Annotated in this window: 14 protein-coding genes, 3 tRNA genes and 3 rRNA genes; 4 read left to right on the top strand and 16 right to left on the bottom strand. The window is 49.4% G+C overall.

What is annotated here, in order from left to right; genetic code table 11:
* Position 1: 1 nt before the first annotated feature.
* The 6 genes from AB3Y96_RS04485 to dnaQ form a co-directional block, all read right to left on the bottom strand.
* Positions 2-1,027 (bottom strand): ABC transporter ATP-binding protein, encoded by a 1,026-nt coding sequence (locus tag AB3Y96_RS04485; RefSeq protein WP_367298576.1) that lies wholly within the window; start codon positions 1,025-1,027, stop codon positions 2-4.
* A 177-nt stretch (positions 1,028-1,204) separates the two neighbouring features.
* Positions 1,205-2,368 (bottom strand): putative ABC transporter substrate-binding protein YdcS, encoded by a 1,164-nt coding sequence (ydcS, locus tag AB3Y96_RS04480; protein WP_367298575.1) that lies wholly within the window; start codon positions 2,366-2,368, stop codon positions 1,205-1,207.
* 82 nt (positions 2,369-2,450) lie between these two features.
* Complete coding sequence (locus AB3Y96_RS04475) at positions 2,451-3,908, bottom strand: gamma-aminobutyraldehyde dehydrogenase (RefSeq protein WP_367298574.1); 1,458 nt, start codon at positions 3,906-3,908, stop codon at positions 2,451-2,453.
* Positions 3,909-4,080: 172 nt separating this feature from the next.
* Positions 4,081-4,986 (bottom strand): LysR substrate-binding domain-containing protein, encoded by a 906-nt coding sequence (locus AB3Y96_RS04470; protein ID WP_063585805.1) that lies wholly within the window; start codon positions 4,984-4,986, stop codon positions 4,081-4,083.
* A 211-nt stretch (positions 4,987-5,197) separates the two neighbouring features.
* Positions 5,198-5,274 (bottom strand) — tRNA-Asp (locus tag AB3Y96_RS04465).
* A gap of 134 nt (positions 5,275-5,408) precedes the next feature.
* Positions 5,409-6,149 (bottom strand): DNA polymerase III subunit epsilon, encoded by a 741-nt coding sequence (gene dnaQ, locus AB3Y96_RS04460; protein ID WP_072307654.1) that lies wholly within the window; start codon positions 6,147-6,149, stop codon positions 5,409-5,411.
* Positions 6,150-6,202: 53 nt separating this feature from the next.
* On the opposite strand from dnaQ, the gene rnhA reads away from it, so the two are divergent.
* Complete coding sequence (rnhA, locus tag AB3Y96_RS04455) at positions 6,203-6,673, top strand: ribonuclease HI (RefSeq protein ID WP_072307653.1); 471 nt, start codon at positions 6,203-6,205, stop codon at positions 6,671-6,673.
* A gap of 20 nt (positions 6,674-6,693) precedes the next feature.
* On the opposite strand, the gene AB3Y96_RS04450 is transcribed toward rnhA, so the two are convergent.
* Complete coding sequence (locus AB3Y96_RS04450) at positions 6,694-7,416, bottom strand: class I SAM-dependent methyltransferase (RefSeq protein WP_072307652.1); 723 nt, start codon at positions 7,414-7,416, stop codon at positions 6,694-6,696.
* Between the two features lie 46 nt (positions 7,417-7,462).
* Here AB3Y96_RS04450 and gloB point away from each other — a divergent pair, with 46 nt between their 5' ends.
* Positions 7,463-8,218, top strand: coding sequence for a hydroxyacylglutathione hydrolase (gene gloB / locus AB3Y96_RS04445; RefSeq protein ID WP_367298573.1), 756 nt, complete (start codon positions 7,463-7,465; stop codon positions 8,216-8,218).
* Positions 8,219-8,288: 70 nt separating this feature from the next.
* Positions 8,289-9,692, top strand: a complete 1,404-nt coding sequence (gene mltD, locus AB3Y96_RS04440; protein ID WP_367298572.1) for a murein transglycosylase D — start codon at positions 8,289-8,291, stop codon at positions 9,690-9,692.
* A gap of 77 nt (positions 9,693-9,769) precedes the next feature.
* Here mltD and AB3Y96_RS04435 read toward each other — a convergent pair whose 3' ends face one another.
* The 9 genes from AB3Y96_RS04435 to rluD all read right to left on the bottom strand — a co-directional run bounded on the left by AB3Y96_RS04435 (position 9,770) and on the right by rluD (position 21,132).
* Complete coding sequence (locus tag AB3Y96_RS04435; RefSeq protein WP_071889959.1) at positions 9,770-10,555, bottom strand: endonuclease/exonuclease/phosphatase family protein; 786 nt, start codon at positions 10,553-10,555, stop codon at positions 9,770-9,772.
* Between the two features lie 254 nt (positions 10,556-10,809).
* Positions 10,810-10,886: transfer RNA gene (locus tag AB3Y96_RS04430), tRNA-Asp, on the bottom strand.
* Positions 10,887-10,972: 86 nt separating this feature from the next.
* Positions 10,973-11,088 (bottom strand): 5S ribosomal RNA (rrf, locus tag AB3Y96_RS04425).
* A 120-nt stretch (positions 11,089-11,208) separates the two neighbouring features.
* Positions 11,209-14,117 (bottom strand): 23S ribosomal RNA (locus tag AB3Y96_RS04420).
* Between the two features lie 251 nt (positions 14,118-14,368).
* Positions 14,369-14,444 (bottom strand) — tRNA-Glu (locus AB3Y96_RS04415).
* A gap of 138 nt (positions 14,445-14,582) precedes the next feature.
* Positions 14,583-16,125, bottom strand: a 16S ribosomal RNA gene (locus tag AB3Y96_RS04410).
* The 16S, 23S and 5S rRNA genes sit together here with 2 tRNA genes alongside, the layout of an rRNA operon.
* Before the next feature lie 546 nt (positions 16,126-16,671).
* Complete coding sequence (gene clpB / locus AB3Y96_RS04405; protein ID WP_072307624.1) at positions 16,672-19,245, bottom strand: ATP-dependent chaperone ClpB; 2,574 nt, start codon at positions 19,243-19,245, stop codon at positions 16,672-16,674.
* Positions 19,246-19,420: 175 nt separating this feature from the next.
* A complete protein-coding gene (gene yfiH, locus AB3Y96_RS04400; protein WP_367298571.1) occupies positions 19,421-20,155 on the bottom strand; it encodes a purine nucleoside phosphorylase YfiH in 735 nt (244 codons plus the stop codon).
* Positions 20,152-21,132: a 23S rRNA pseudouridine(1911/1915/1917) synthase RluD gene (gene rluD / locus AB3Y96_RS04395; RefSeq protein ID WP_072307626.1), complete on the bottom strand. Its 981-nt coding sequence runs from the start codon at positions 21,130-21,132 to the stop codon at positions 20,152-20,154. Before rluD ends, yfiH begins: the two co-directional genes overlap by 4 nt.
* Before the next feature lie 131 nt (positions 21,133-21,263).
* Between rluD and bamD the strand changes: the two genes are divergently transcribed.
* Positions 21,264-22,001, top strand: a complete 738-nt coding sequence (gene bamD / locus AB3Y96_RS04390; RefSeq protein ID WP_072307627.1) for an outer membrane protein assembly factor BamD — start codon at positions 21,264-21,266, stop codon at positions 21,999-22,001.
* The last annotated feature ends 67 nt before the right edge of the window (positions 22,002-22,068 follow it).

Raw genomic sequence — 22,068 nt, 5'->3', positions numbered from 1 at the left:
CTCAGCGATCTCCCGCCAGCGCCACCATCGCATTCCTTTCCCAGCACAGGCGAACCGGTTCACCGGTATTCCGCACCGGCTGTAAAAGCTGCTCTTGCGTATTGCCCTGACTCACGAACAAACGAACGCCGTTGTCGATCATCACTTCATAGCGCGTTGCAGCACCTTGGTAATGGACGTCGCGTAAAACGCCCTGAACGTGGATCTCTTCTGGCTTCGCCACATCACGTGCAAAACGAATATGCTCTGGGCGGATCGAGAAGATCCCCGGCTGTCCGAGCAGAGTTTCTGCCGATGGGCCACGAATAACGTTTGAAGTACCGACGAATTCGGCCACAAAGGCGGTTTCCGGCTGCATATAAAGCTTTTGCGGCGTATCGACCTGCTCAATTCGCCCTTTGCTAAATACCGCCACGCGATCGGACATCGACAGTGCTTCGCTTTGATCGTGGGTGACAAAAATGAAGGTGATGCCCAGCTGGCGTTGTAGCTTTTTCAGCTCGGTTTGCATCTGCTCGCGCAGCTTGAGATCGAGCGCGCCAAGCGGTTCATCCAGCAGCAAAACACGTGGGCGGTTCACCAGCGCACGCGCCAAAGCCACGCGCTGACGCTGACCACCGGAGAGTTGAGAAGGTTTACGCTCGCCATAATCAGCCAGCGCAACGCTGTTAAGCGCTTCACGGGCACGGCTTATGCGCTCATTTTTAGCGACGCCTTTCACCATCAGTCCGTAGGCAATATTCTCCAGCACGCTCATGTGGGGAAATAGCGCGTAATCCTGAAACACGGTATTCACATCACGCTGGTAAGGTGGCAGTCCGGCAGCCTCTTGGCCTTGGATACGAATAGAACCGCTGGTTGGCTGCTCAAAGCCCGCAATCAAACGCAAACAGGTGGTTTTTCCTGAACCTGAAGGCCCTAGCAGAGAGAAAAACTCTCCCTCTTTAATCGTCAACGAAACGCGATCGACCGCATGAACGTCGCCGTAGAGTTTGGATACATCAATTAATTCAACAGAGACGCTCATTTTTATGTTCTCCGACAAAACTGTAAAATTTTTGGTGGATGCCTCAGTAGGCGTAGCGAGCGCAGAGAGTTTGAACATGGACAGCGCGCAAGAACCGGAACGTACACGTAGTACGTGAGGAGTCTGAGCACTGCCCTAGTTCAAAATATCAAGCGCAGTAGCCTAATGAGACATTCACTATCTGCCACCCATGATGGCAATATAGTCCTGCGTCCAACGGCTATACGGCACACACTGGCCTTGGCTTTCACACTTGGCCTGCGGTGTTTTCCAGAAGGCAATTTTGTCGAAGAATTTATAGCCGTTCGCTTCGCAACCGTTGCCACCTAATAAGGTGCTGGCTTTACAGCCCTCAGGCACGGCTGGCAGAGAGCCAAACCATGCGGCGACGTCACCTTGAACTTTTGGCGTGAGCTGCCAGTTCATCCATTTATATGCGCAGGTCAGATGCTTAGCCTGTGCGTGCACCATGGTGGTGTCTGCCCAGCCTGTCGCGCCCTCTTTCGGGAATACGGCATTGATTGGCTGGCCTTCGTTTTTCAGGCCGTTAGCTTGGAATGGCCATGAGCTACCGGCAGCGACGCCTTCGTTTTTGAAGTCACTCATCTGCACGGAAGCATCGTGCCAATAGCGGTGAATCAGCGGATGTTGCGTACGAAGTAAATCGAGTACCGCCTGATATTGGGTTTCGTTCAGCTCATACGGATCTTTGATCCCTAGCTCAGGCTTGGCGGTTTTTAAGTAGAGCGCGGCATCGGCGATATAGATTGGGCCGTCATAGGCCTGTACGCGCCCTTTGTTGCTTTTACCATCCGGCAGGTTTTGTGGTTCGAAGATTACGCCCCAAGTGTCTGGCGCTTTTGGAAATACTTTGGTGTTGTACATCAGCAGGTTAGGCCCCCACTGATACGGGGTGCCGTAAACTTCACCTTGGACGGTGTACCACGGTCCATTGACCATTCGAGGGTCGAGGTTTTTCCAGTTCGGAATTAAAGCGGGATTGATCGGCTGAACGCGTTTGCCATAAATCAGGCGCAATGAGGCATCGCCGGACGCGGTGACCAAATCGTAGCCACCTTTGGCCATCAGGCTAACCATTTCATCGGAGGTGGCTGCCGTTTTGATATTGACCTTGCAGCCGGTGTCTTTTTCAAACTGGGTCACCCAGTCATAGTTTTTGTCGCTTTGGCCACGTTCGATATAACCTGGCCATGTAATGATATCGAGCTGTCCTTCAGCCGGACCGAGCTTTTGCGGTAGTCCATCGGCCTGAGCAGTTGCAATCCCACCCAGTCCGCTGATACAGAGCGCCGAAAGCGCCGTGATAACTGTATTTTTCATTGCTATCCCCTGTCTGTGTAGTGCTGCTATTTAGTGCGGCAGATGGACTGCCTGCATTGTTATGTAATCAATTGCTTAGTGCTTAAAACTGCGCTTTTACTTTCGCCATGATGTGGCGCACAACGCTGTAATCCTGCAAAGCATCACCGGATAAATCCTTGCCATAACCAGAGCGCTTAAGACCGCCGTGCGGCATTTCGCTAACCAGCGTGAAGTGCGTATTAATCCACGTTGTCCCGTACTGAAGCTGCGCCGCTAGCTGCCACGCCCGATCGATATTTTTGGTCCAAACGGAAGACGCAAGGCCGTATTCAGATTCATTCGCCCAGTGCAACGCCTGCTCCAAGGAATCAACCGGCGTAATACTCACAACGGGGCCAAAAACCTCGCGCTGAACAATTTCATCCTGCTGCTGACAACCTGCGAGGATCGTAGGTGGATAGAAAAAACCGGGGCCGGAATGCATCTGCGCACCGGTGATCCGTTCGATATGCGGGTGACCCAGCGCCCGTTCGACAAAGCTGGCCACGCGATCGCGCTGTCTGGCGCTGATAAGAGGGCCCATTTCATTTTCGCTATCGTTGCTGCGCGCATAGCGTAAAGAGCTGGCTGCGTGGCCGAGAGATTCCACCAGCGCGTCATAAATTTTGCGGTCGGCGTAAACACGGCAAGCAGCGGTACAATCTTGTCCGGCGTTATAGAAACCGTAGCGACGTACTCCCGCGACCACTTCATCTAAATCGGCGTCATCGCACACGATCACTGGCGCTTTGCCACCCAGTTCCAAATGCGTGCGTTTCACGTTCTTGACCGCCGCCTGCATGATTTTCTGCCCGGTGACGATGTCGCCGGTAAGGGAAACCATACGTACCAACGGGTGATTCACCAGATAATTCCCCACGGTTTCACCGCGCCCATAAACAACGTTAATCACGCCCGTAGGGACGATGTTGCGTAATAAAGGGATCAGAGCCAGTGTGGAAAGTGGTGTGTGTTCGGAGGGTTTGAAGACGACGGTATTGCCCGCGGCTAACGCAGGAGCCATTTTCCATGCTGCCATCATCAAGGGGTAATTCCATGGTGCAATGGACGCCACCACGCCGATAGCATCACGGCGAATCATCGAAGTATGACCTTCCAGATATTCCCCTCCTAGCTGCCCATGCTGGCAGCGTACGGCTCCGGCGAAATAGCGAAAGGTATCAATAGCAGCGGGAATATCGTCTGAAAGAGCCTGATGGTAGGGTTTGCCGCAGTTGAGTGATTCAAGCTCGGCAAACATTGTTGCATGGCGTTCAATTACATCGGCAATTGCCAGCAGTACGGCAGCGCGTCGAACCGGAATAGTGCGAGACCATGATAGAAAAGCGCGTTGAGCAGACTCCACAGCGTCTGAAACCTGCTGAGCAGAAGCTTCGGCGAGCAACAGCAAAACTTCACCGTTGGCCGGATTGAGCAATTGCTCTTCTGGGCCTTCTCCCGTGACCAGCAGACCATCAATGAATTGCTGTGTGTTAAGTCCTTGCGTCGCGCTGCTCATGCTGCGTTCCTCTAGGGCAAAAGAGACATTATTAAAATGTCATTTATTTGTAATAAAAATGTAAATTAATTCATTTTAGCCTAGAGCAGCCGCTAGCTAGCGGCAAATACGAAATTATGAACGCTGCATTCGATTATTTAGATACCTGATGTTTTATAGGGATATAGGGGTGTTATAGCTTACGCGCCCCGCTATTCTCGCGGGCAATTTGCAGAAACGGGGTAACAAGCTCTGGCCTTGCACTGCCGCGCCGCCATGCCAATCCCACATCCAGCGGTTCTGGAGTATCGACTAGCGTGCGGGCTTCAATCATATTTCCCTCAAGCGACCACGGGCGATAGGCCATATCAGGAAGCAAAGCGACACCAATGCCAGCGGCAACCAAGCTGCGCACCGCCTCGGTGGATGCGGTGCGCATGGCGATGGTTGGCGTAAGTTTAGCTTTCTCCCATATGCGGCGTAGATGGCTGCCCATCTCGTCGGTGTTTAGCTGGATAAGCGGTTCTTTCACCACGTCGGCCAGACGAATGCTGTCATTTTCCAGCAACGGATGCAGTGGTGGGAGCCATAAGCGATATGGCGAGTGCATCAGCACTTCGGTTTGCAGCGCATCTCGGTCTTCGAGATTCGATAAAATAAGCACCCCAATATCAATCTCACCGTTTACCAATAAGTGTTCAATGTAAGGGCGTTCATCTTCAACCAGTTGGGTGGTGACATTGGGATAAGCCGCACGAAAACGAGTCAGCATATCCACCAGAAAGTAGCCGGCGACGAGGCTGGTTACGCCAATTTTTAGCGTTCCGCTAAGGTTCTCGCAACCCAACTCCAGGCTGCGCTTGGCATTTTCAACCGTGGCAAGAATCAAATATGACTGGCGTAGAAATTGATGTCCTTGATGGGTGAGTTCCATTCCCTTCGCATGGCGCTTAAATAATACGGCGCCAATCTCCTGCTCCAGCAACTGGATAGCCTGCGTTAATGAGGACTGGGAAACAAAAACCGTCTGTGCGGCGGCAGAAATCGATCCCGTTTCGGCAACGGCAATAAAATGGCGAAGCTGGCGTAAGGTCATCATGGGGAGATCATCCGTTTAAGTGCTGATGATCAAAGTGTAGACAGGAAAAGCATCTCGTTCGGTTTTATGTCAAAAGTATGACGGCGTTCGGATTTTCCGAATTGATATCTCTACTCACTGGGGAAAACTACGGTGGTCGGGGAATATTAAAATTGCGGAGTGCTAGATAGACGAAAGCCCTGAGTCATTGCTGACTCAGGGCTTCTGAATGTGGCGGAACGGACGGGGCTCGAACCCGCGACCCCCTGCGTGACAGGCAGGTATTCTAACCAACTGAACTACCGCTCCGCGTTGTTCCTTGTGGGAACGATGCGGATAATACGGATACCGCTCGGAGTCGTCAACTGTTTTTCTAACAAAGAATTTCAACTGAGCGCTTTTTCATCTTTTTGGCTATTTTTCAACAAATTCCGCGCAAAAAACTACTCAGCTTCAGCACGCCATAAACAGCTGCCGCCTTTCTTTTGCACCAAATCAAGCCGACGTTCATGTTCAGCTAATTCATCCGCATTGGCTCTCACCACTTTTAGCGCGTGTGCTTTACGGATTATCTTTTGTACTTCACCCGTTGGCCTCGCCTTCTCGCCTTCGCTCTCCATGGAGAATGTGAGCGACGTTTGCCCGCCCGTCATCGTTAAATAGACGTCGGCCAGTATTTGGGAGTCAAGTAATGCGCCGTGCAGTGTTCGCTTGGTGTTATCTATTTCGTAGCGATTGCATAAGGCATCCAAACTGTTGCGCTTGCCAGGGAACAAGCGGCGCGCCATGACCAAGCTGTCGGTGATCTTACAGAAGGTTTCCGTCTTTGGAATATCGCGATTGAGCTTACGGAACTCATAGTCCATAAACCCGATATCAAACGGTGCATTATGAATAACAAGCTCAGCACCGCGTATAAACTCCAGAAACTCGTCGGCGATATCAGCAAAAGTCGGTTTATCCAACAGGAAATCGTCGCTGATACCGTGAACACCATAAGCCTCTGGATCGACTAAGCGATCGGGCTTGATGTAAACATGGAAGTTACGCCCCGTTAAACGACGGTTGATGACCTCAACCGCACCAATTTCAATGATTCTATGTCCTTCGTAGTGAACCCCCAGCTTATTCATACCGGTGGTTTCTGTATCGAGGACGATCTGTCGAGTTATTCCTGTGCTCATAATGTCACTTTATGTCAGACTTAGGGTTTTGACTGCGGAGTAGTCTACCAGAGATGCTAAAACAGGTTGAGATTTTCACCGATGGTTCTTGCCTAGGTAACCCCGGTCCCGGTGGCTACGGTGCCATATTGCGCTACAAGCAACACGAAAAGACCCTAAGCGCAGGATACTACCTTACCACCAACAACCGCATGGAGTTGATGGCAGCCATTGTTGCATTGGAAACGCTAAAAGATCCCTGCGAGGTGGTATTGTGCAGCGATAGTCAATACGTTCGCCAAGGTATCACGCAGTGGATACATAATTGGAAAAAGCGTGGCTGGAAAACAACGGATAAAAAACCGGTTAAAAATGTCGATTTATGGCAACGCCTGGACCTCGCCATTCAATCACATAAAATTGAATGGGTGTGGATCAAGGGCCATGCCGGTCATGTAGAGAACGAGCGCTGCGATGAATTAGCGCGTACAGCCGCAGGTTCCCCCGATAGAGATGACACCGGCTACCAGCCTGACAACAAATAAAGCGAGATGTCAGGCGGTCTTTAGTCAGATCGTTTGCGAAAACTCTTCGTCGCGCCAACCGTTCCACGCCATCTCGCGCGCTGGCTTCTCTCTCGAAGAGCGGTCGGCGTGAGAGGAACGGTTCTTTTGCGCGCCACGATAATGCTTAGGCAGCCCAATACGGGTAAATGTTTGCCAAGGAATAAACCACCGCGACGATTCCACGGTAAAATTTGGCTGCGATTCTCATACAAAACTTCATAGTTTAGGAGTTGCAGCCAGTCTTGCATTCTCATCATGCTAAACATTCGGCTGCTGTAAGGCAGTCGATTACGCAGTTTGGGAACCAGTTTGCCTAAGCCAATCAAGCTGGTTGGATTAAACCCGGTTAAGATGAGCCAACCGTCATCCACGAGCACGCGGTCAACCTCACGTAGGATTCGGTGGGGATCGCTGGCGAAGCTTAGCGTATGGGCAAGCAGGCATGCATCAACGGATTTAGCGGCAAAGGGTAAACAGCATGGGTCGGCAATCACCTGTAGATTATCGCCTTTCACACCCACGCTAACCTGATGGGAAATACCGCATTTTTCGGTAGAGAGCTGAGAACTCAACGTGCCGATTTTAAGAAGATGATAACCAAATAGCTTCGGCCACCATGGCGCAAGCTGCTGCTCTAATGCGGCACGGTAATACTCTCCCCAAGGGATCTCACTCCAAGACAACGGAGGAGAAATCATTCGTGTTATCTGTGCTGGTTTCATCCGTTCACCTATACAGGGGGAATACCCCAATGGAGAGCTATCGATTATGAATCTTATCAGTATCCCTGCAATGCAAGATAACTACATTTGGCTGCTCGCCAACGATCAGCAAGAATGTTTGATCGTAGATCCCGGTGTTGCGGCTCCCGCTTTACACTACCTGACGGAAAATAAGCTTACTCCTAAAGCCATCCTACTCACGCATCATCATAATGACCACGTAGGCGGCGTGGGCGAGCTTTTGCAGCACTATCCGGATATTCCCGTATATGGGCCGCAAGAAACAGCCAATAAAGGCTGCACGCAGCAAGTTCGAGGACACGATGAAATTACCGTATTAGGTATGACTTTCAGCGTGTTGGATGTTCCTGGGCATACTCTCGGACATATTGCTTACTATGCTACCCCCTACCTGTTTTGTGGAGATACCTTATTTTCAGCGGGTTGCGGACGTATTTTTGAAGGTACGCCTGAGCAAATGTATGCCTCTTTACAGCTCATTGCGCAACTTCCTGATAACACCTTAATTTGTTGCGCTCATGAATATACTGAGTCAAATCTTAGGTTTGCAAGATACGTTTTACCAGAAAACAAAGAGATTGAAACATATCAGAAACAAGTTCACGAGTTACGGTTAAAACATCAACCTAGCGTGCCTTCTTTACTCAAAATAGAGAAGGAAATTAATCCTTTTTTACGTTGTTATGATAATGATTTACAACGAAATTTAGGATTCGAAAATCCACCAAATAAGACTTGGCAAGTTTTTGCCCGCCTACGCGACATGAAAGACAGCTTCTAAAGCTTTTTGTTGTGTTTTGAGGCTAGGCAAAGTATTATTGCTCGTCTTTTAATCACCAGTAGACACACACATGAAGGCTAAAGCAATTATCTTTGCCTCTATGTTGCTGGCCGGGTGCCAAGGCGTAAACCATCACGCTAATGAGCCCGAACAGTATGCACAGAGTTTGTCTTCAGTCAGTCGAAGTGAAGCAGGACAGCCCTCAAAGGACGCTCGAGCGACCTCCGCGCGATGGCTCAACGATAGTAGTAGTGACATTGCGCAGAAAGATTTGTGGGGCTTCATTAGTGACGATCTGAAGATGAAGGTTCCGGACAATAGCCGGATCCGCGAACAAAAAAATAAATTTTTAAGAAATAAGAGCTATCTCCACGATGTAACATTACGGGCAGAGCCGTATATGTACTGGATAGTCGAGCAGATTAAGCAACGTAAAATGCCGATGGAACTGGTACTACTACCCATAGTGGAGAGCGCTTTTAACCCACACGCAACGTCATCCGCTAACGCCGCAGGGCTTTGGCAGATAGTTCCTCAGACGGGGCGCAATTACGGGTTGAAACAGAACCAGTGGTATGACGGTCGACGTGATGTTGCCGCCTCTACCACCGCCGCATTGGATATGATGCAGCGAATGAACCGCATGTTTGGCGGTGACTGGTTATTGACGGTGGCTGCATTTAATAGCGGTGAAGGCCGTGTAATGCAGGCAGTCAAAGCGAATAAGCGTAAAGGTTTGCCGACTGATTTTTGGTCTTTGTCATTGCCACGCGAAACATCTATCTATGTTCCGAAGATGCTAGCACTGAGCGATCTGATCAAAAATAATAAACGTTATGGCATTAAACTGCCGCAGTCTAACGACCAACGTGCGCTGGCAAAAGTTGATGTAGGGCAACAGATTCAGTTGACTCAGGCCGCAGAAATGGCGGGCATGTCTCTGACGAAGATTAAGGCATTTAATCCTGGTTACAAAAAGAATGTAACCGCACCAAATGGCCCGCACTACATCATGGTGCCAAAAGCACATGTTGAGCAGTTTAAAGATTCACTGGCCGAAGGCGAGATAGCAGCAATCCAGCCCAGTGCACAGTTAGCATCAACGAACACCCCGTCTAAAGCGAAAGTTTCAGGCTATAAAGTTCGTTCGGGCGATACGATATCTGCAATTGCTAAGCGTTTAAATATCAGTCAGAAAGAGTTGTTGAGCATGAATAATCTGCGCAGCAACAGCAAACTGAAAGCCGGTCAGACATTGCAGGTTGCGGATAACGCCAGCACGTCGATCGCTGATAACAGCAGCATTACTTACAAGGTACGTAAAGGCGATTCACTGGCCAGCATTGCAAAACGTCATGGTGTAAACATCAATGATGTGATGCGTTGGAACAGCGTCATTACGAAAGCGAGTCAAATTCAGCCGGGCGATATGCTAACGCTGTATGTAAGAGACTCAGCTAACTCCAATAGCTAATGTTAGTAAGTAGAATCAGTTAAACGCAAAAAGCGCCGAAAGGCGCTTTTTTTATAGCTGGATTTTAACTCAACGATTTAGTCAGGTTTGAAATCAACCAATAATGGATTATGGTCAGATGCCTGTGTAACTAGCACCGATGCCTCAACAACACCAAGTCCACGGTAGAAAACAAAATCTAATGGCCGTCCAAAGGCCGTACGACGGCGATCGTTGGTAAAGTTAACCTCTTGTAGCTCCATCCCACTTGCAAACCGCTGTAGCGCATTAATGCGCTGTTTGCTCCAAGCGTTAAAATCGCCGGCCATGATCACTGGGCCTTTATGTAGAGCTATCTGTTCGCCAATCGGATCGAGCTGTTTGCTATATACGTCCACACCCAAGCTAAAATTTACAGCATGGATGTTTACAACCATTAATAACCGCCCGTCAAACAACGGATAAACCGTGACTAGCGCAGATTTTGATAATCGAATTAACGGTTCTTTTTCCCGCAGTGGGCAGCAATAAACCGGGTGTGCCGCGGCTAAAGTCATAACGCCAGAAGGATGCTGCGGGAACGAAAACGCAGGAACTTGATCGGCGGTAAGATAATTGCTTGTCGCAAATTTGACTAATTCAGGCGTAGTCTGCGCCTCTTGCAAAAGAACAAGCTGCGAGCTTCGACCATATTCCTTTAATACTGACAGCCAGTCTGAACGCTGCTGCTTAAAGATATTCCACACCATAATGCGTAGAACATTATCTGTTGGAAGAGATTGAGTAACGGGCAATGTTTGCCCCAGCTCATTCATTGCGCCGGGGAATACTCGCTCAGCAGGAAGACCCGCCACATACCTCATGGCATAATTTTTTTTCCGCACTTTCGCCGCCTGTTAGTTAAAACTCATTCAATCATTTCAACAATCGTTCGAGAATTATACGCCTTCCACAACGACATCAAAAAGAATCTAAAACACTTAGCTTGTTATAGGGACTAATACTGGGAAAAACAACTGTAGCGGGGGAAATGGCGAGTAAAGCTAGGTAAGTTAGGCATGAATTAGCGCTGATTTGGCGTTACCAAAACGCAAATACAAAAAAGCCTGCTATTGCTAGCAGGCTTTTTGCAAATAAGTGGCGGAACGGACGGGGCTCGAACCCGCGACCCCCTGCGTGACAGGCAGGTATTCTAACCAACTGAACTACCGCTCCACCGATTCTTTCTCTCACATCAGCATTCGTCTGATGTCAGTTTGTTCCTGTTATTTTCCGTGTCAGGGAAAAGGAACGAATTTAAAGCCTGACAGTTCCCTACTCTCGCATGGGGAGACCCCACACTACCATCGGCGCTACGGCGTTTCACTTCTGAGTTCGGCATGGGGTCAGGTGGGACCACCGCGCTATCGCCGCCAGGCATATTCTGTTATTTGTACCGCTCTCTGTATTTCTACAGCTAGCCATACAAACCAATCTGTTCACAAGCCTACTCTTTGTGTTTTCGCGTCTCTGCGTCTTAAAACACCTTTGGTGTTGTAAGGTTAAGCCTCACGGATCATTAGTACTGGTTAGCTCAACGTATCGCTACGCTTACACACCCAGCCTATCAACGTCTTAGTCTTAAACGTTCCTTTAGGAGACTCAAGGTCTCAGGGAAGACTCATCTCGAGGCAAGTTTCGCGCTTAGATGCTTTCAGCGCTTATCTTTTCCGCATTTAGCTACCGGGCAATGCCATTGGCATGACAACCCGAACACCAGTGATGCGTCCACTCCGGTCCTCTCGTACTAGGAGCAGCCCCTCTCAATCTTCCAACGCCCACGGCAGATAGGGACCGAACTGTCTCACGACGTTCTAAACCCAGCTCGCGTACCACTTTAAATGGCGAACAGCCATACCCTTGGGACCTACTTCAGCCCCAGGATGTGATGAGCCGACATCGAGGTGCCAAACACCGCCGTCGATATGAACTCTTGGGCGGTATCAGCCTGTTATCCCCGGAGTACCTTTTATCCGTTGAGCGATGGCCCTTCCATTCAGAACCACCGGATCACTATGACCTACTTTCGTACCTGCTCGAGCCGTCACTCTCGCAGTCAAGCTAGCTTATGCCATTGCACTAACCTCACGATGTCCGACCGTGATTAGCTAACCTTCGTGCTCCTCCGTTACTCTTTAGGAGGAGACCGCCCCAGTCAAACTACCCACCAGACACTGTCCTCAATCCCGATTAGGGACCGGAGTTAGAACATCAAACATTAAAGGGTGGTATTTCAAGGTTGGCTCCACGCAGACTGGCGTCCACGCTTCAAAGCCTCCCACCTATCCTACACATCAAGGCTCAATGTTCAGTGTCAAGCTATAGTAAAGGTTCACGGGGTCTTTCCGTCTTGCCGCGGGTACACTGCATCTTCACAGCGAGTTCAATTTCACTGAGTCTCGGGTGGAGACAGCCTGGCCATCATTACGCCATTCGTGCAGGTCGGAACTTACCCGACAAGGAATTTCGCTACCTTAGGACCGTTATAGTTACGGCCGCCGTTTACTGGGGCTTCGATCAAGAGCTTCGCCTTGCGGCTGACCCCATCAATTAACCTTCCAGCACCGGGCAGGCGTCACACCGTATACGTCCACTTTCGTGTTTGCACAGTGCTGTGTTTTTATTAAACAGTTGCAGCCAGCTGGTATCTTCGACTGGCTTCAGCTCCATCCGCAAGGGACTTCACCTACGCGCCAGCGTGCCTTCTCCCGAAGTTACGGCACCATTTTGCCTAGTTCCTTCACCCGAGTTCTCTCAAGCGCCTTGGTATTCTCTACCTGACCACCTGTGTCGGTTTGGGGTACGATTCAATGTTACCTAGAGCTTAGAGGCTTTTCCTGGAAGCTTGGCATCAACTACTTCATCACCGTAGTGACTCGTCATCACGCCTCAGGGTTGATAAAAGCACGGATTTACCAATGCTTTCCCCCTACACGCTTAAACCGGGACAACCGTCGCCCGGATAGCCTAGCCTTCTCCGTCCCCCCTTCGCAGTAACACCGAGTACAGGAATATTAACCTGTTTCCCATCGACTACGCCTTTCGGCCTCGCCTTAGGGGTCGACTCACCCTGCCCCGATTAACGTTGGACAGGAACCCTTGGTCTTCCGGCGAGCGGGTTTTTCACCCGCTTTATCGTTACTTATGTCAGCATTCGCACTTCTGATACCTCCAGCAACCCTCACAGGCCACCTTCAACGGCTTACAGAACGCTCCCCTACCCAACAACACCTAAGTGTCGCTGCCGCAGCTTCGGTGCATAGTTTAGCCCCGTTACATCTTCCGCGCAGGCCGACTCGACCAGTGAGCTATTACGCTTTCTTTAAATGATGGCTGCTTCTAAGCCAACATCCTGGCTGTCTATGCCTTCCCACATCGTTTCCCACTTAACTATGACTTTGGGACCTTAGCTGGCGGTCTGGGTTGTTTCCCTCTTCACGACGGACGTTAGCACCCGCCGTGTGTCTCCCGTGATAACATTCTTCGGTATTCGTAGTTTGCATCGAGTTGGTAAGTCGGGATGACCCCCTAGTCGAAACAGTGCTCTACCCCCGAAGATGAGTTCACGAGGCGCTACCTAAATAGCTTTCGGGGAGAACCAGCTATCTCCCGGTTTGATTGGCCTTTCACCCCCAGCCACAAGTCATCCGCTAATTTTTCAACATTAGTCGGTTCGGTCCTCCAGTTAGTGTTACCCAACCTTCAACCTGCCCATGGCTAGATCACCGGGTTTCGGGTCTATACCTTGCAACTTGACGCCCAGTTAAGACTCGGTTTCCCTACGGCTCCCCTATTCGGTTAACCTTGCTACAAAATATAAGTCGCTGACCCATTATACAAAAGGTACGCAGTCACCCCATAAAAGAGGCTCCCACTGCTTGTACGTACACGGTTTCAGGTTCTATTTCACTCCCCTCGCCGGGGTTCTTTTCGCCTTTCCCTCACGGTACTGGTTCACTATCGGTCAGTCAGGAGTATTTAGCCTTGGAGGATGGTCCCCCCATATTCAGACAGGATGTCACGTGTCCCGCCCTACTCATCGAACTCACAACGTATGCATTTTCAAGTACGGGGCTATCACCCTGTATCGCCGGACTTTCCAGACCGTTCCTCTGACACATACGCTGATTAAGGTTCTGGGCTGTTCCCCGTTCGCTCGCCGCTACTAGGGGAATCTCGGTTGATTTCTTTTCCTCAGGGTACTTAGATGTTTCAGTTCCCCTGGTTCGCTTCGTTAAGCTATGTATTCACTTAACGATAGTGTGACGAATCACACTGGGTTTCCCCATTCGGAAATCGTCGGTTATAACGCTTCATATCAGCTTACCGACGCTTATCGCAGATTAGCACGTCCTTCATCGCCTCTGACTGCCTAGGCATCCACCGTGTACGCTTAGTCACTTAACCTCACAACCCGAAGGTGTCTTTTTAGTGAACACGGTTACGAACCGGTTCAAGACAGCATTCAAGATTGCAAAAAATTGAGAGACTGCTTAATGCAAACTGTGTCAGTGTGTCTCACAGTTGCTTAAGCTTTCAAATTTCAGCTTGTTCCAGATTGTTAAAGAGCAATATCTTAAACACGACTCGTTAGAATCATCTTTAAGATTTTTTCGTTCATCAGAACGGATGATAATGTCTTTCACTCATTATCGGAATGGCGTCCCCAAGGGGATTCGAACCCCTGTTACAGCCGTGAAAGGGCAGTGTCCTAGGCCTCTAGACGATGGGGACACGAAAATACCGACAAAGCTCACGCTTTCTCGTTTCGTATCAGCATGAGTCTTAAAACTCACAACATCAACAGGTGCTCTTGCTCATTAATTTCATCAGACAATCTGTGTGGACACTGCACTTAACGCTATCTTTAGGTAAGGAGGTGATCCAACCGCAGGTTCCCCTACGGTTACCTTGTTACGACTTCACCCCAGTCATGAATCACAAAGTGGTAAGCGCCCTCCCGAAGGTTAAGCTACCTACTTCTTTTGCAACCCACTCCCATGGTGTGACGGGCGGTGTGTACAAGGCCCGGGAACGTATTCACCGTAGCATTCTGATCTACGATTACTAGCGATTCCGACTTCATGGAGTCGAGTTGCAGACTCCAATCCGGACTACGACATACTTTATGAGGTCCGCTTGCTCTCGCGAGTTCGCTTCTCTTTGTATATGCCATTGTAGCACGTGTGTAGCCCTACTCGTAAGGGCCATGATGACTTGACGTCATCCCCACCTTCCTCCGGTTTATCACCGGCAGTCTCCTTTGAGTTCCCGACATTACTCGCTGGCAACAAAGGATAAGGGTTGCGCTCGTTGCGGGACTTAACCCAACATTTCACAACACGAGCTGACGACAGCCATGCAGCACCTGTCTCAGAGTTCCCGAAGGCACTAAAGCATCTCTGCTAAATTCTCTGGATGTCAAGAGTAGGTAAGGTTCTTCGCGTTGCATCGAATTAAACCACATGCTCCACCGCTTGTGCGGGCCCCCGTCAATTCATTTGAGTTTTAACCTTGCGGCCGTACTCCCCAGGCGGTCGACTTAACGCGTTAGCTCCGGAAGCCACGCCTCAAGGGCACAACCTCCAAGTCGACATCGTTTACAGCGTGGACTACCAGGGTATCTAATCCTGTTTGCTCCCCACGCTTTCGCACCTGAGCGTCAGTCTTTGTCCAGGGGGCCGCCTTCGCCACCGGTATTCCTCCAGATCTCTACGCATTTCACCGCTACACCTGGAATTCTACCCCCCTCTACAAGACTCTAGCTGACCAGTTTCAAATGCAGTTCCCAAGTTAAGCTCGGGGATTTCACATCTGACTTAATCAACCGCCTGCGTGCGCTTTACGCCCAGTAATTCCGATTAACGCTTGCACCCTCCGTATTACCGCGGCTGCTGGCACGGAGTTAGCCGGTGCTTCTTCTGCGAGTAACGTCAATCACTGTGGTTATTAACCACAATGCCTTCCTCCTCGCTGAAAGTACTTTACAACCCGAAGGCCTTCTTCATACACGCGGCATGGCTGCATCAGGCTTGCGCCCATTGTGCAATATTCCCCACTGCTGCCTCCCGTAGGAGTCTGGACCGTGTCTCAGTTCCAGTGTGGCTGGTCATCCTCTCAGACCAGCTAGAGATCGTCGCCTAGGTGAGCCATTACCCCACCTACTAGCTAATCCCATCTGGGCACATCTGATGGCGTGAGGCCCGAAGGTCCCCCACTTTGGTCCGAAGACATCATGCGGTATTAGCTACCGTTTCCAGTAGTTATCCCCCTCCATCAGGCAGTTTCCCAGACATTACTCACCCGTCCGCCGCTCGTCACCCAGAGAGCAAGCTCTCTTGTGCTACCGCTCGACTTGCATGTGTTAGGCCTGCCGCCAGCGTTCAATCTGAGCCATGATCAAACTCTTCAATTAAAAGCTTGATTTGCTTAAGCAAGTTAAGCGATGCTCGAAAATTAACTTTCGTAATAATTCAACTAAATGAATTACTGCTTGGTCACTCTTCAAGACTTTAATATTTTATCGTCCGAGGACGTTAGATATTGTCTTGTGAGTGCCCACACAGATTGTCTGATAAATTGTTAAAGAGCAGCGAATTGCGAACATTCGTTCCAGCAACTCGGGAGGTGCATATTACGCTTTCCTCCTGAAGAGTCAAGCTTTTTTCTTTTCAGAAATTCGCATTGCTGCGATGCTTTTCTCTTCCTCACCGAGCGACGTTTGCGTCGTTGTTCCCGGTCAGTGGTGGCGCATTATAGGGACTTCTGAACGGCTGACAACCCCTAATTTAAAAAAACTTTTCAACCGCGCAAGTTTTAATCAAAAATTCGATTAATGGATGAATTTCATTCATTACCTGCTTTTATATTCATCAAACATAAAAAAGGCAGCCAATTGGCTGCCTTTCTATCTTTCTTTCTATATCACTATCTAGAGCCTTTAGAACGTCTCTATTACCTATTATTGTTTGGCAACGATTTGTTCATCAGCAACATCTAGCGTGATGTCTTTACCCGGAATCAGTTTTCCAGACAAAATTTGCTGGGCCAGCGGGTTCTCGATTTCCTGCTGGATAGCTCGTTTCAGCGGACGAGCCCCATAGACTGGATCGAAGCCCGCTTTTGAAAGCTGTTCTAATGCCGCATCGGTGATGGTTACGCTGTAGCCTTTCTCTTCGAGACGTTGGTACAGACGTTCCAGCTGAATCCGCGCAATCGCCTTGATGTTTTTCTGATCTAATGGATGGAACACAACGGTTTCATCTATACGGTTAATGAACTCAGGGCGGAAGTGGTGTGACACCACGCTCATCACCAACTCTTTCATTTCACCATAATCGAGCTGACCGAAACGATCCTGAATCAAATCAGAGCCAAGGTTTGAGGTCATAATGACCACGGTATTACGGAAATCGACCGTTCTGCCCTGCCCATCTGTCAGTCGTCCATCATCTAATACCTGCAGCAAGATGTTGAATACATCCGGATGTGCTTTTTCCACTTCATCTAACAAGATGACCGAATAAGGACGACGGCGTACAGCTTCAGTTAAGTAGCCACCTTCTTCATAACCGACATATCCAGGAGGCGCACCCACTAAACGTGACACGGAGTGTTTTTCCATAAACTCGGACATGTCGATGCGCACCATTGCGTCATCGCTATCGAACAAGAAGTTTGCTAGCGCTTTGCACAGCTCCGTTTTCCCCACGCCGGTTGGTCCTAAGAATAGGAAAGAACCAATTGGGCGGTTTGGATCAGACAACCCAGCACGGCTACGACGAATCGCATTCGAAACCGCTTCTACTGCTTCATTCTGGCCGATAACACGCTCATGCAGATCGTCTTCCATGCGCAGTAGTTTCGCGCGCTCGCTTTCTAACATACGTGATACTGGAATCCCTGTCCAACGTGCCAGCACTTCTGCGATTTCAACGTCGGTGACTTTATTGCGCAGCAGCTTCATCGTCTTACCTTCAGACTGCGTCGCTGCTTCTAACTGTTTTTCCAAACCAGGCAACTTGCCGTATTGGATTTCAGACATCTTGGCTAAATCACCGACACGACGAGCCTGCTCAAGCGCAATCTTCGCCTGTTCGATTTCAGCTTTGATATTCTGCGTACCGCTGAGTGAAGCCTTCTCGGCTTTCCACTCTTCTTCCAGTTCAGAATATTCACGCTCTTTATGCTCTAATTCTTCGTTGAGCATCTCTAAGCGCTTTTTACTGGCTTCATCAGATTCTTTATTCAGAGCCTGCTGTTCAAGTTTGAGCTGAATAATACGGCGCTCCAAGCGATCCAACGATTCTGGCTTAGAGTCCATCTGCATACGAATGCTCGATGCAGCCTCATCGATAAGGTCAATCGCCTTATCGGGCAGCTGACGATCCGCAATATAGCGGTGCGACAAATTCGCAGCCGCAACAATAGCAGGGTCTGTGATCTGCACGTGATGATGCAGCTCGTAGCGCTCTTTCAGCCCACGTAAGATCGCAATGGTGTCTTCTACCGTAGGCTCTGCTACGAATACTTTTTGGAAACGACGCTCAAGCGCAGCATCTTTCTCTATATATTGACGGTATTCATCCAGCGTAGTCGCACCAACGCAATGCAACTCTCCACGGGCTAATGCTGGTTTCAGCATATTCCCCGCATCCATTGCACCATCGCCTTTACCTGCGCCAACCATGGTGTGCAACTCATCAATAAACAGAATGACGTTACCTTCCTGTTTTGATAGATCGCTTAATACGGCTTTCAGTCGCTCTTCGAATTCACCACGGAATTTAGCCCCAGCGATCAGTGAGCCCATATCCAAGGAGAGAACGCGTTTGTTCTTCAGTCCTTCTGGAACTTCACCGTTGATAATTCGCTGTGCTAAGCCTTCAACGATAGCGGTCTTACCGACCCCCGGTTCACCAATGAGAACAGGGTTGTTTTTGGTACGGCGCTGCAATACCTGAATAGTACGGCGAATTTCTTCATCACGGCCGATCACCGGATCGAGTTTGCCTTGTTCGGCACGCTCGGTCAGATCGACAGTGTATTTTTTCAATGCCTGACGTTGATCTTCGGCATTTGCATCATCCACTTTCTCACCTCCACGCATCTGCTCAATGGCGGTACTGACTTTCTGAACGCTGGCACCTGCGGCTTTCAAGATATCGCCCAAATTGCCACGATCTTCTAACGCCGCAAGTACAAACAGCTCAGACGAGATAAAGGTGTCATTACGTTTTTGTGCCAACTTATCGCATAGGTTCAGAACACGAATCAATTCGTTCGATGGCTGAACATCCCCACCAGCGCCTTCAACCTGCGGCAAACGGGAGATAGCTTGTTCAAGCTCCTGACGTAAGCTCGCGGTATTAACACCAGCAGAGGTTAATAATGGTCGAACCGTGCCCCCATCCTGATTGAGCAGCGCGCTCATCAGATGTACCGGCTCTATAAATTGGTTATCACGCCCAAGTGCGAGTGACTGGGCGTCAGCGAGGGCAAGCTGGAACTTACTTGTTAAGCGATCCAGACGCATAATTCCTCCAAGATGTATCAAAGTTTCTACTGAAGAATATGTAAGGTCTACTCAACACTTTTCAAGGTCAATTAGCACGAAAATGACTACTTTTTGTTATGAGTCAAGTGGCAAACATTAAGTACAGTTTGTGGAAATGAGGATATGTGAATAACAAAAGCCTTAAAAAATAAGGCTATCGAAACCAAATCAGCGCCGCCATTCGCCCGGTAACGGGTTCTCGACGATAAGAGAAGAAACGCGATTTATCGCTTACGGTGCAGAGATCGCCACCTGATATCGTCTGAACACCAGCACGACATAAACGTAAACGAGCCAACTGATAAATATCAGCTAAATATTTGTCGCCATACTCAGCAAAAGCCCGTTCTGCATTGGCATCTTGCTCAATGAACTTTTCGCGGACCTCGCCCCCGACTTCAAAAGCAGTCGGGCCAATCGCAGGGCCGAACCAAGCAAGAATATCTTCTGGAGACGAATCAAAGCATGCCAACGTTTGTTCCAATAGACCGTCACATAAACCGCGCCAGCCAGCATGTGCAGCGGCAACTTCAGTTCCCTGGCGATTGCAAAAGAGAACAGGCAAGCAGTCAGCGGTCATCACCGCACAAACCTGCCCAGCGATATTAGTATAGGAAGCGTCGGCCTGATTATCAGCGCGATCGCTATTCTCATCTAAATGCAAAACACGAGTGCCATGCACTTGCTCTAACCAGAATGGTTCCGTTGGTGCAGCGGCAATATTTTTCAACCGGCGGCGGTTCTCTGCCACCACTGCGCCATCATCACCAACGTGCGTCCCTAGATTTAAAGCATCGTAGGGATGAACGCTAACCCCACCCTTTCGGGTGGTGTTAAAAGCAACAACGTTGTTTGGTGCTGGCCACAAAGGTGTGATCAACACATTCATAGCCAATCCATTTCGTCTTTGAACTCTTCAGTATCGGCCTGCAATGCTGAAATCAAATCGACCATATCCTGAGGCAATGGCGCATGCCATTCCATCTGAATACCGCTGATTGGGTGGTATAAACGCAGCATCGTTGCATGCAGCGCCTGACGATCAAAGCCACGCAAAATGGTAATAAACTCTTCCGATGCACCTTTTGGTGGACGAGGACGGCCACCGTATAACGGATCGCCTACCAGCGGATGGCTAATATGCGACATATGCACACGGATCTGGTGAGTACGGCCAGTTTCCAAACGCAAACGCAAACGTGTATGAGCACGGAAATGCTCCATAATACGGTAATGCGTCACCGCAGGTTTCCCCATTGGGTGAACAGCCATGTGAGTACGTTTGGTTGGATGGCGTGAAATAGGCTCTTCCACCGTTCCGCCCGCCGTCATGGTACCAATGGCTACCGCTTCATATTCACGCGTAATTTCGCGCGCCTGTAGCGCTTCAACCAAGCGTGTCTGGGCAGGAACGGTTTTAGCCACCACCATCAGACCCGTAGTATCTTTATCCAAACGATGAACAATACCCGCACGCGGCACGTCCACAATTTCAGGACAGTAATACAGTAAAGCATTCAGGATCGTGCCATCAGGATTACCGGCTCCTGGATGAACGACTAAGTCACGCGGTTTATTGATCACCAAAATATCGCTATCTTCATAAACGATATCTAATGGAATATTCTGCGGTTCCCAGCGAGCTTCTTCCTCAATTAGCGCATCAATGGCAATTTCTTCGCCACCGAGCACTTTTTCTTTTGGCTTGTTGATAATTTTCCCGTTAACCTTGACGCGATCGTCAAGGATCCACTCTTTTATACGAGATCGTGAATAATCAGGGAACAATTCGGCCAAAGCCTGATCTAAACGATGACCAAGCTGTGATTCCGTCACCGTTGCGGTTAGTTCTACTTGTTGTGCCATATGGGTTTCTTTCGTTAACGTTGGGTTTTCTCGGCGTTGCCGTTTAAAATAATGTGCTATTGTAGCTGGTCTTTGTCGGGAGCTTAACGGAGAGTCTCCCGGAACAACACAAAAAGGGTAATCAAAACGTCATGACGCGTATGAAATATCTGGTGGCTGCCGCCACGTTGAGCCTGGCGCTGGCAGGTTGCTCCAGTTCCAAAGATGCGGTACCTGATAATCCGCCTTCAGAAATTTATGCTACCGCTCAGCAAAAGTTGCAGGACGGTAACTTTAAAGCCGCTATTACGCAACTGGAAGCGTTAGACAACCGCTATCCGTTCGGGCCTTATTCTCAGCAGGTTCAGTTGGATCTGATCTACGCCTATTACAAATCAGCTGATTTGCCAATGGCTCAGGCGTCTATCGACCGCTTCATGCGTTTGAATCCAACACATCCTAATATTGATTATGTCCTGTACATGCGCGGCCTAACTGATATGGCTTTGGATGACAGTGCACTTCAGGGATTCTTCGGTGTTGACCGTTCTGACCGCGATCCGGAGCATGCCCGTCAGGCATTCCGTGATTTTAGCCAGCTGGTACAGCGCTATCCAAATAGTCAGTACAGCGCAGATGCCACCAAACGCCTTGTCTATCTGAAAGACCGTTTGGCAAAATATGAGCTGTCCGTTGCACAATACTACACCAAACGCGGTGCTTACGTCGCTGTTGTTAACCGTGTAGAGACGATGCTGCGTAACTATCCTGATACTCAGGCAACGCGTGATGCATTACCGTTGATGGAAAATGCGTACAAACAGATGAACCTGACCGCACAGGCTAACAAAGTCGCCAAAATTATTGCTGATAACTCGGCAAAAGCGTAACAGCTCATCATATTTGAACAGCAAAAAGGCAGCCAGTGGCTGCCTTTTTTGTATCTGATATACAGGG

It is taken from the genome of Hafnia alvei (assembly GCF_964063325.1).
In the GTDB taxonomy this organism is placed as follows: Bacteria; Pseudomonadota; Gammaproteobacteria; order Enterobacterales; family Enterobacteriaceae; genus Hafnia; species Hafnia alvei_B.
This window is presented reverse-complemented; position numbering and strand designations above follow the sequence as displayed.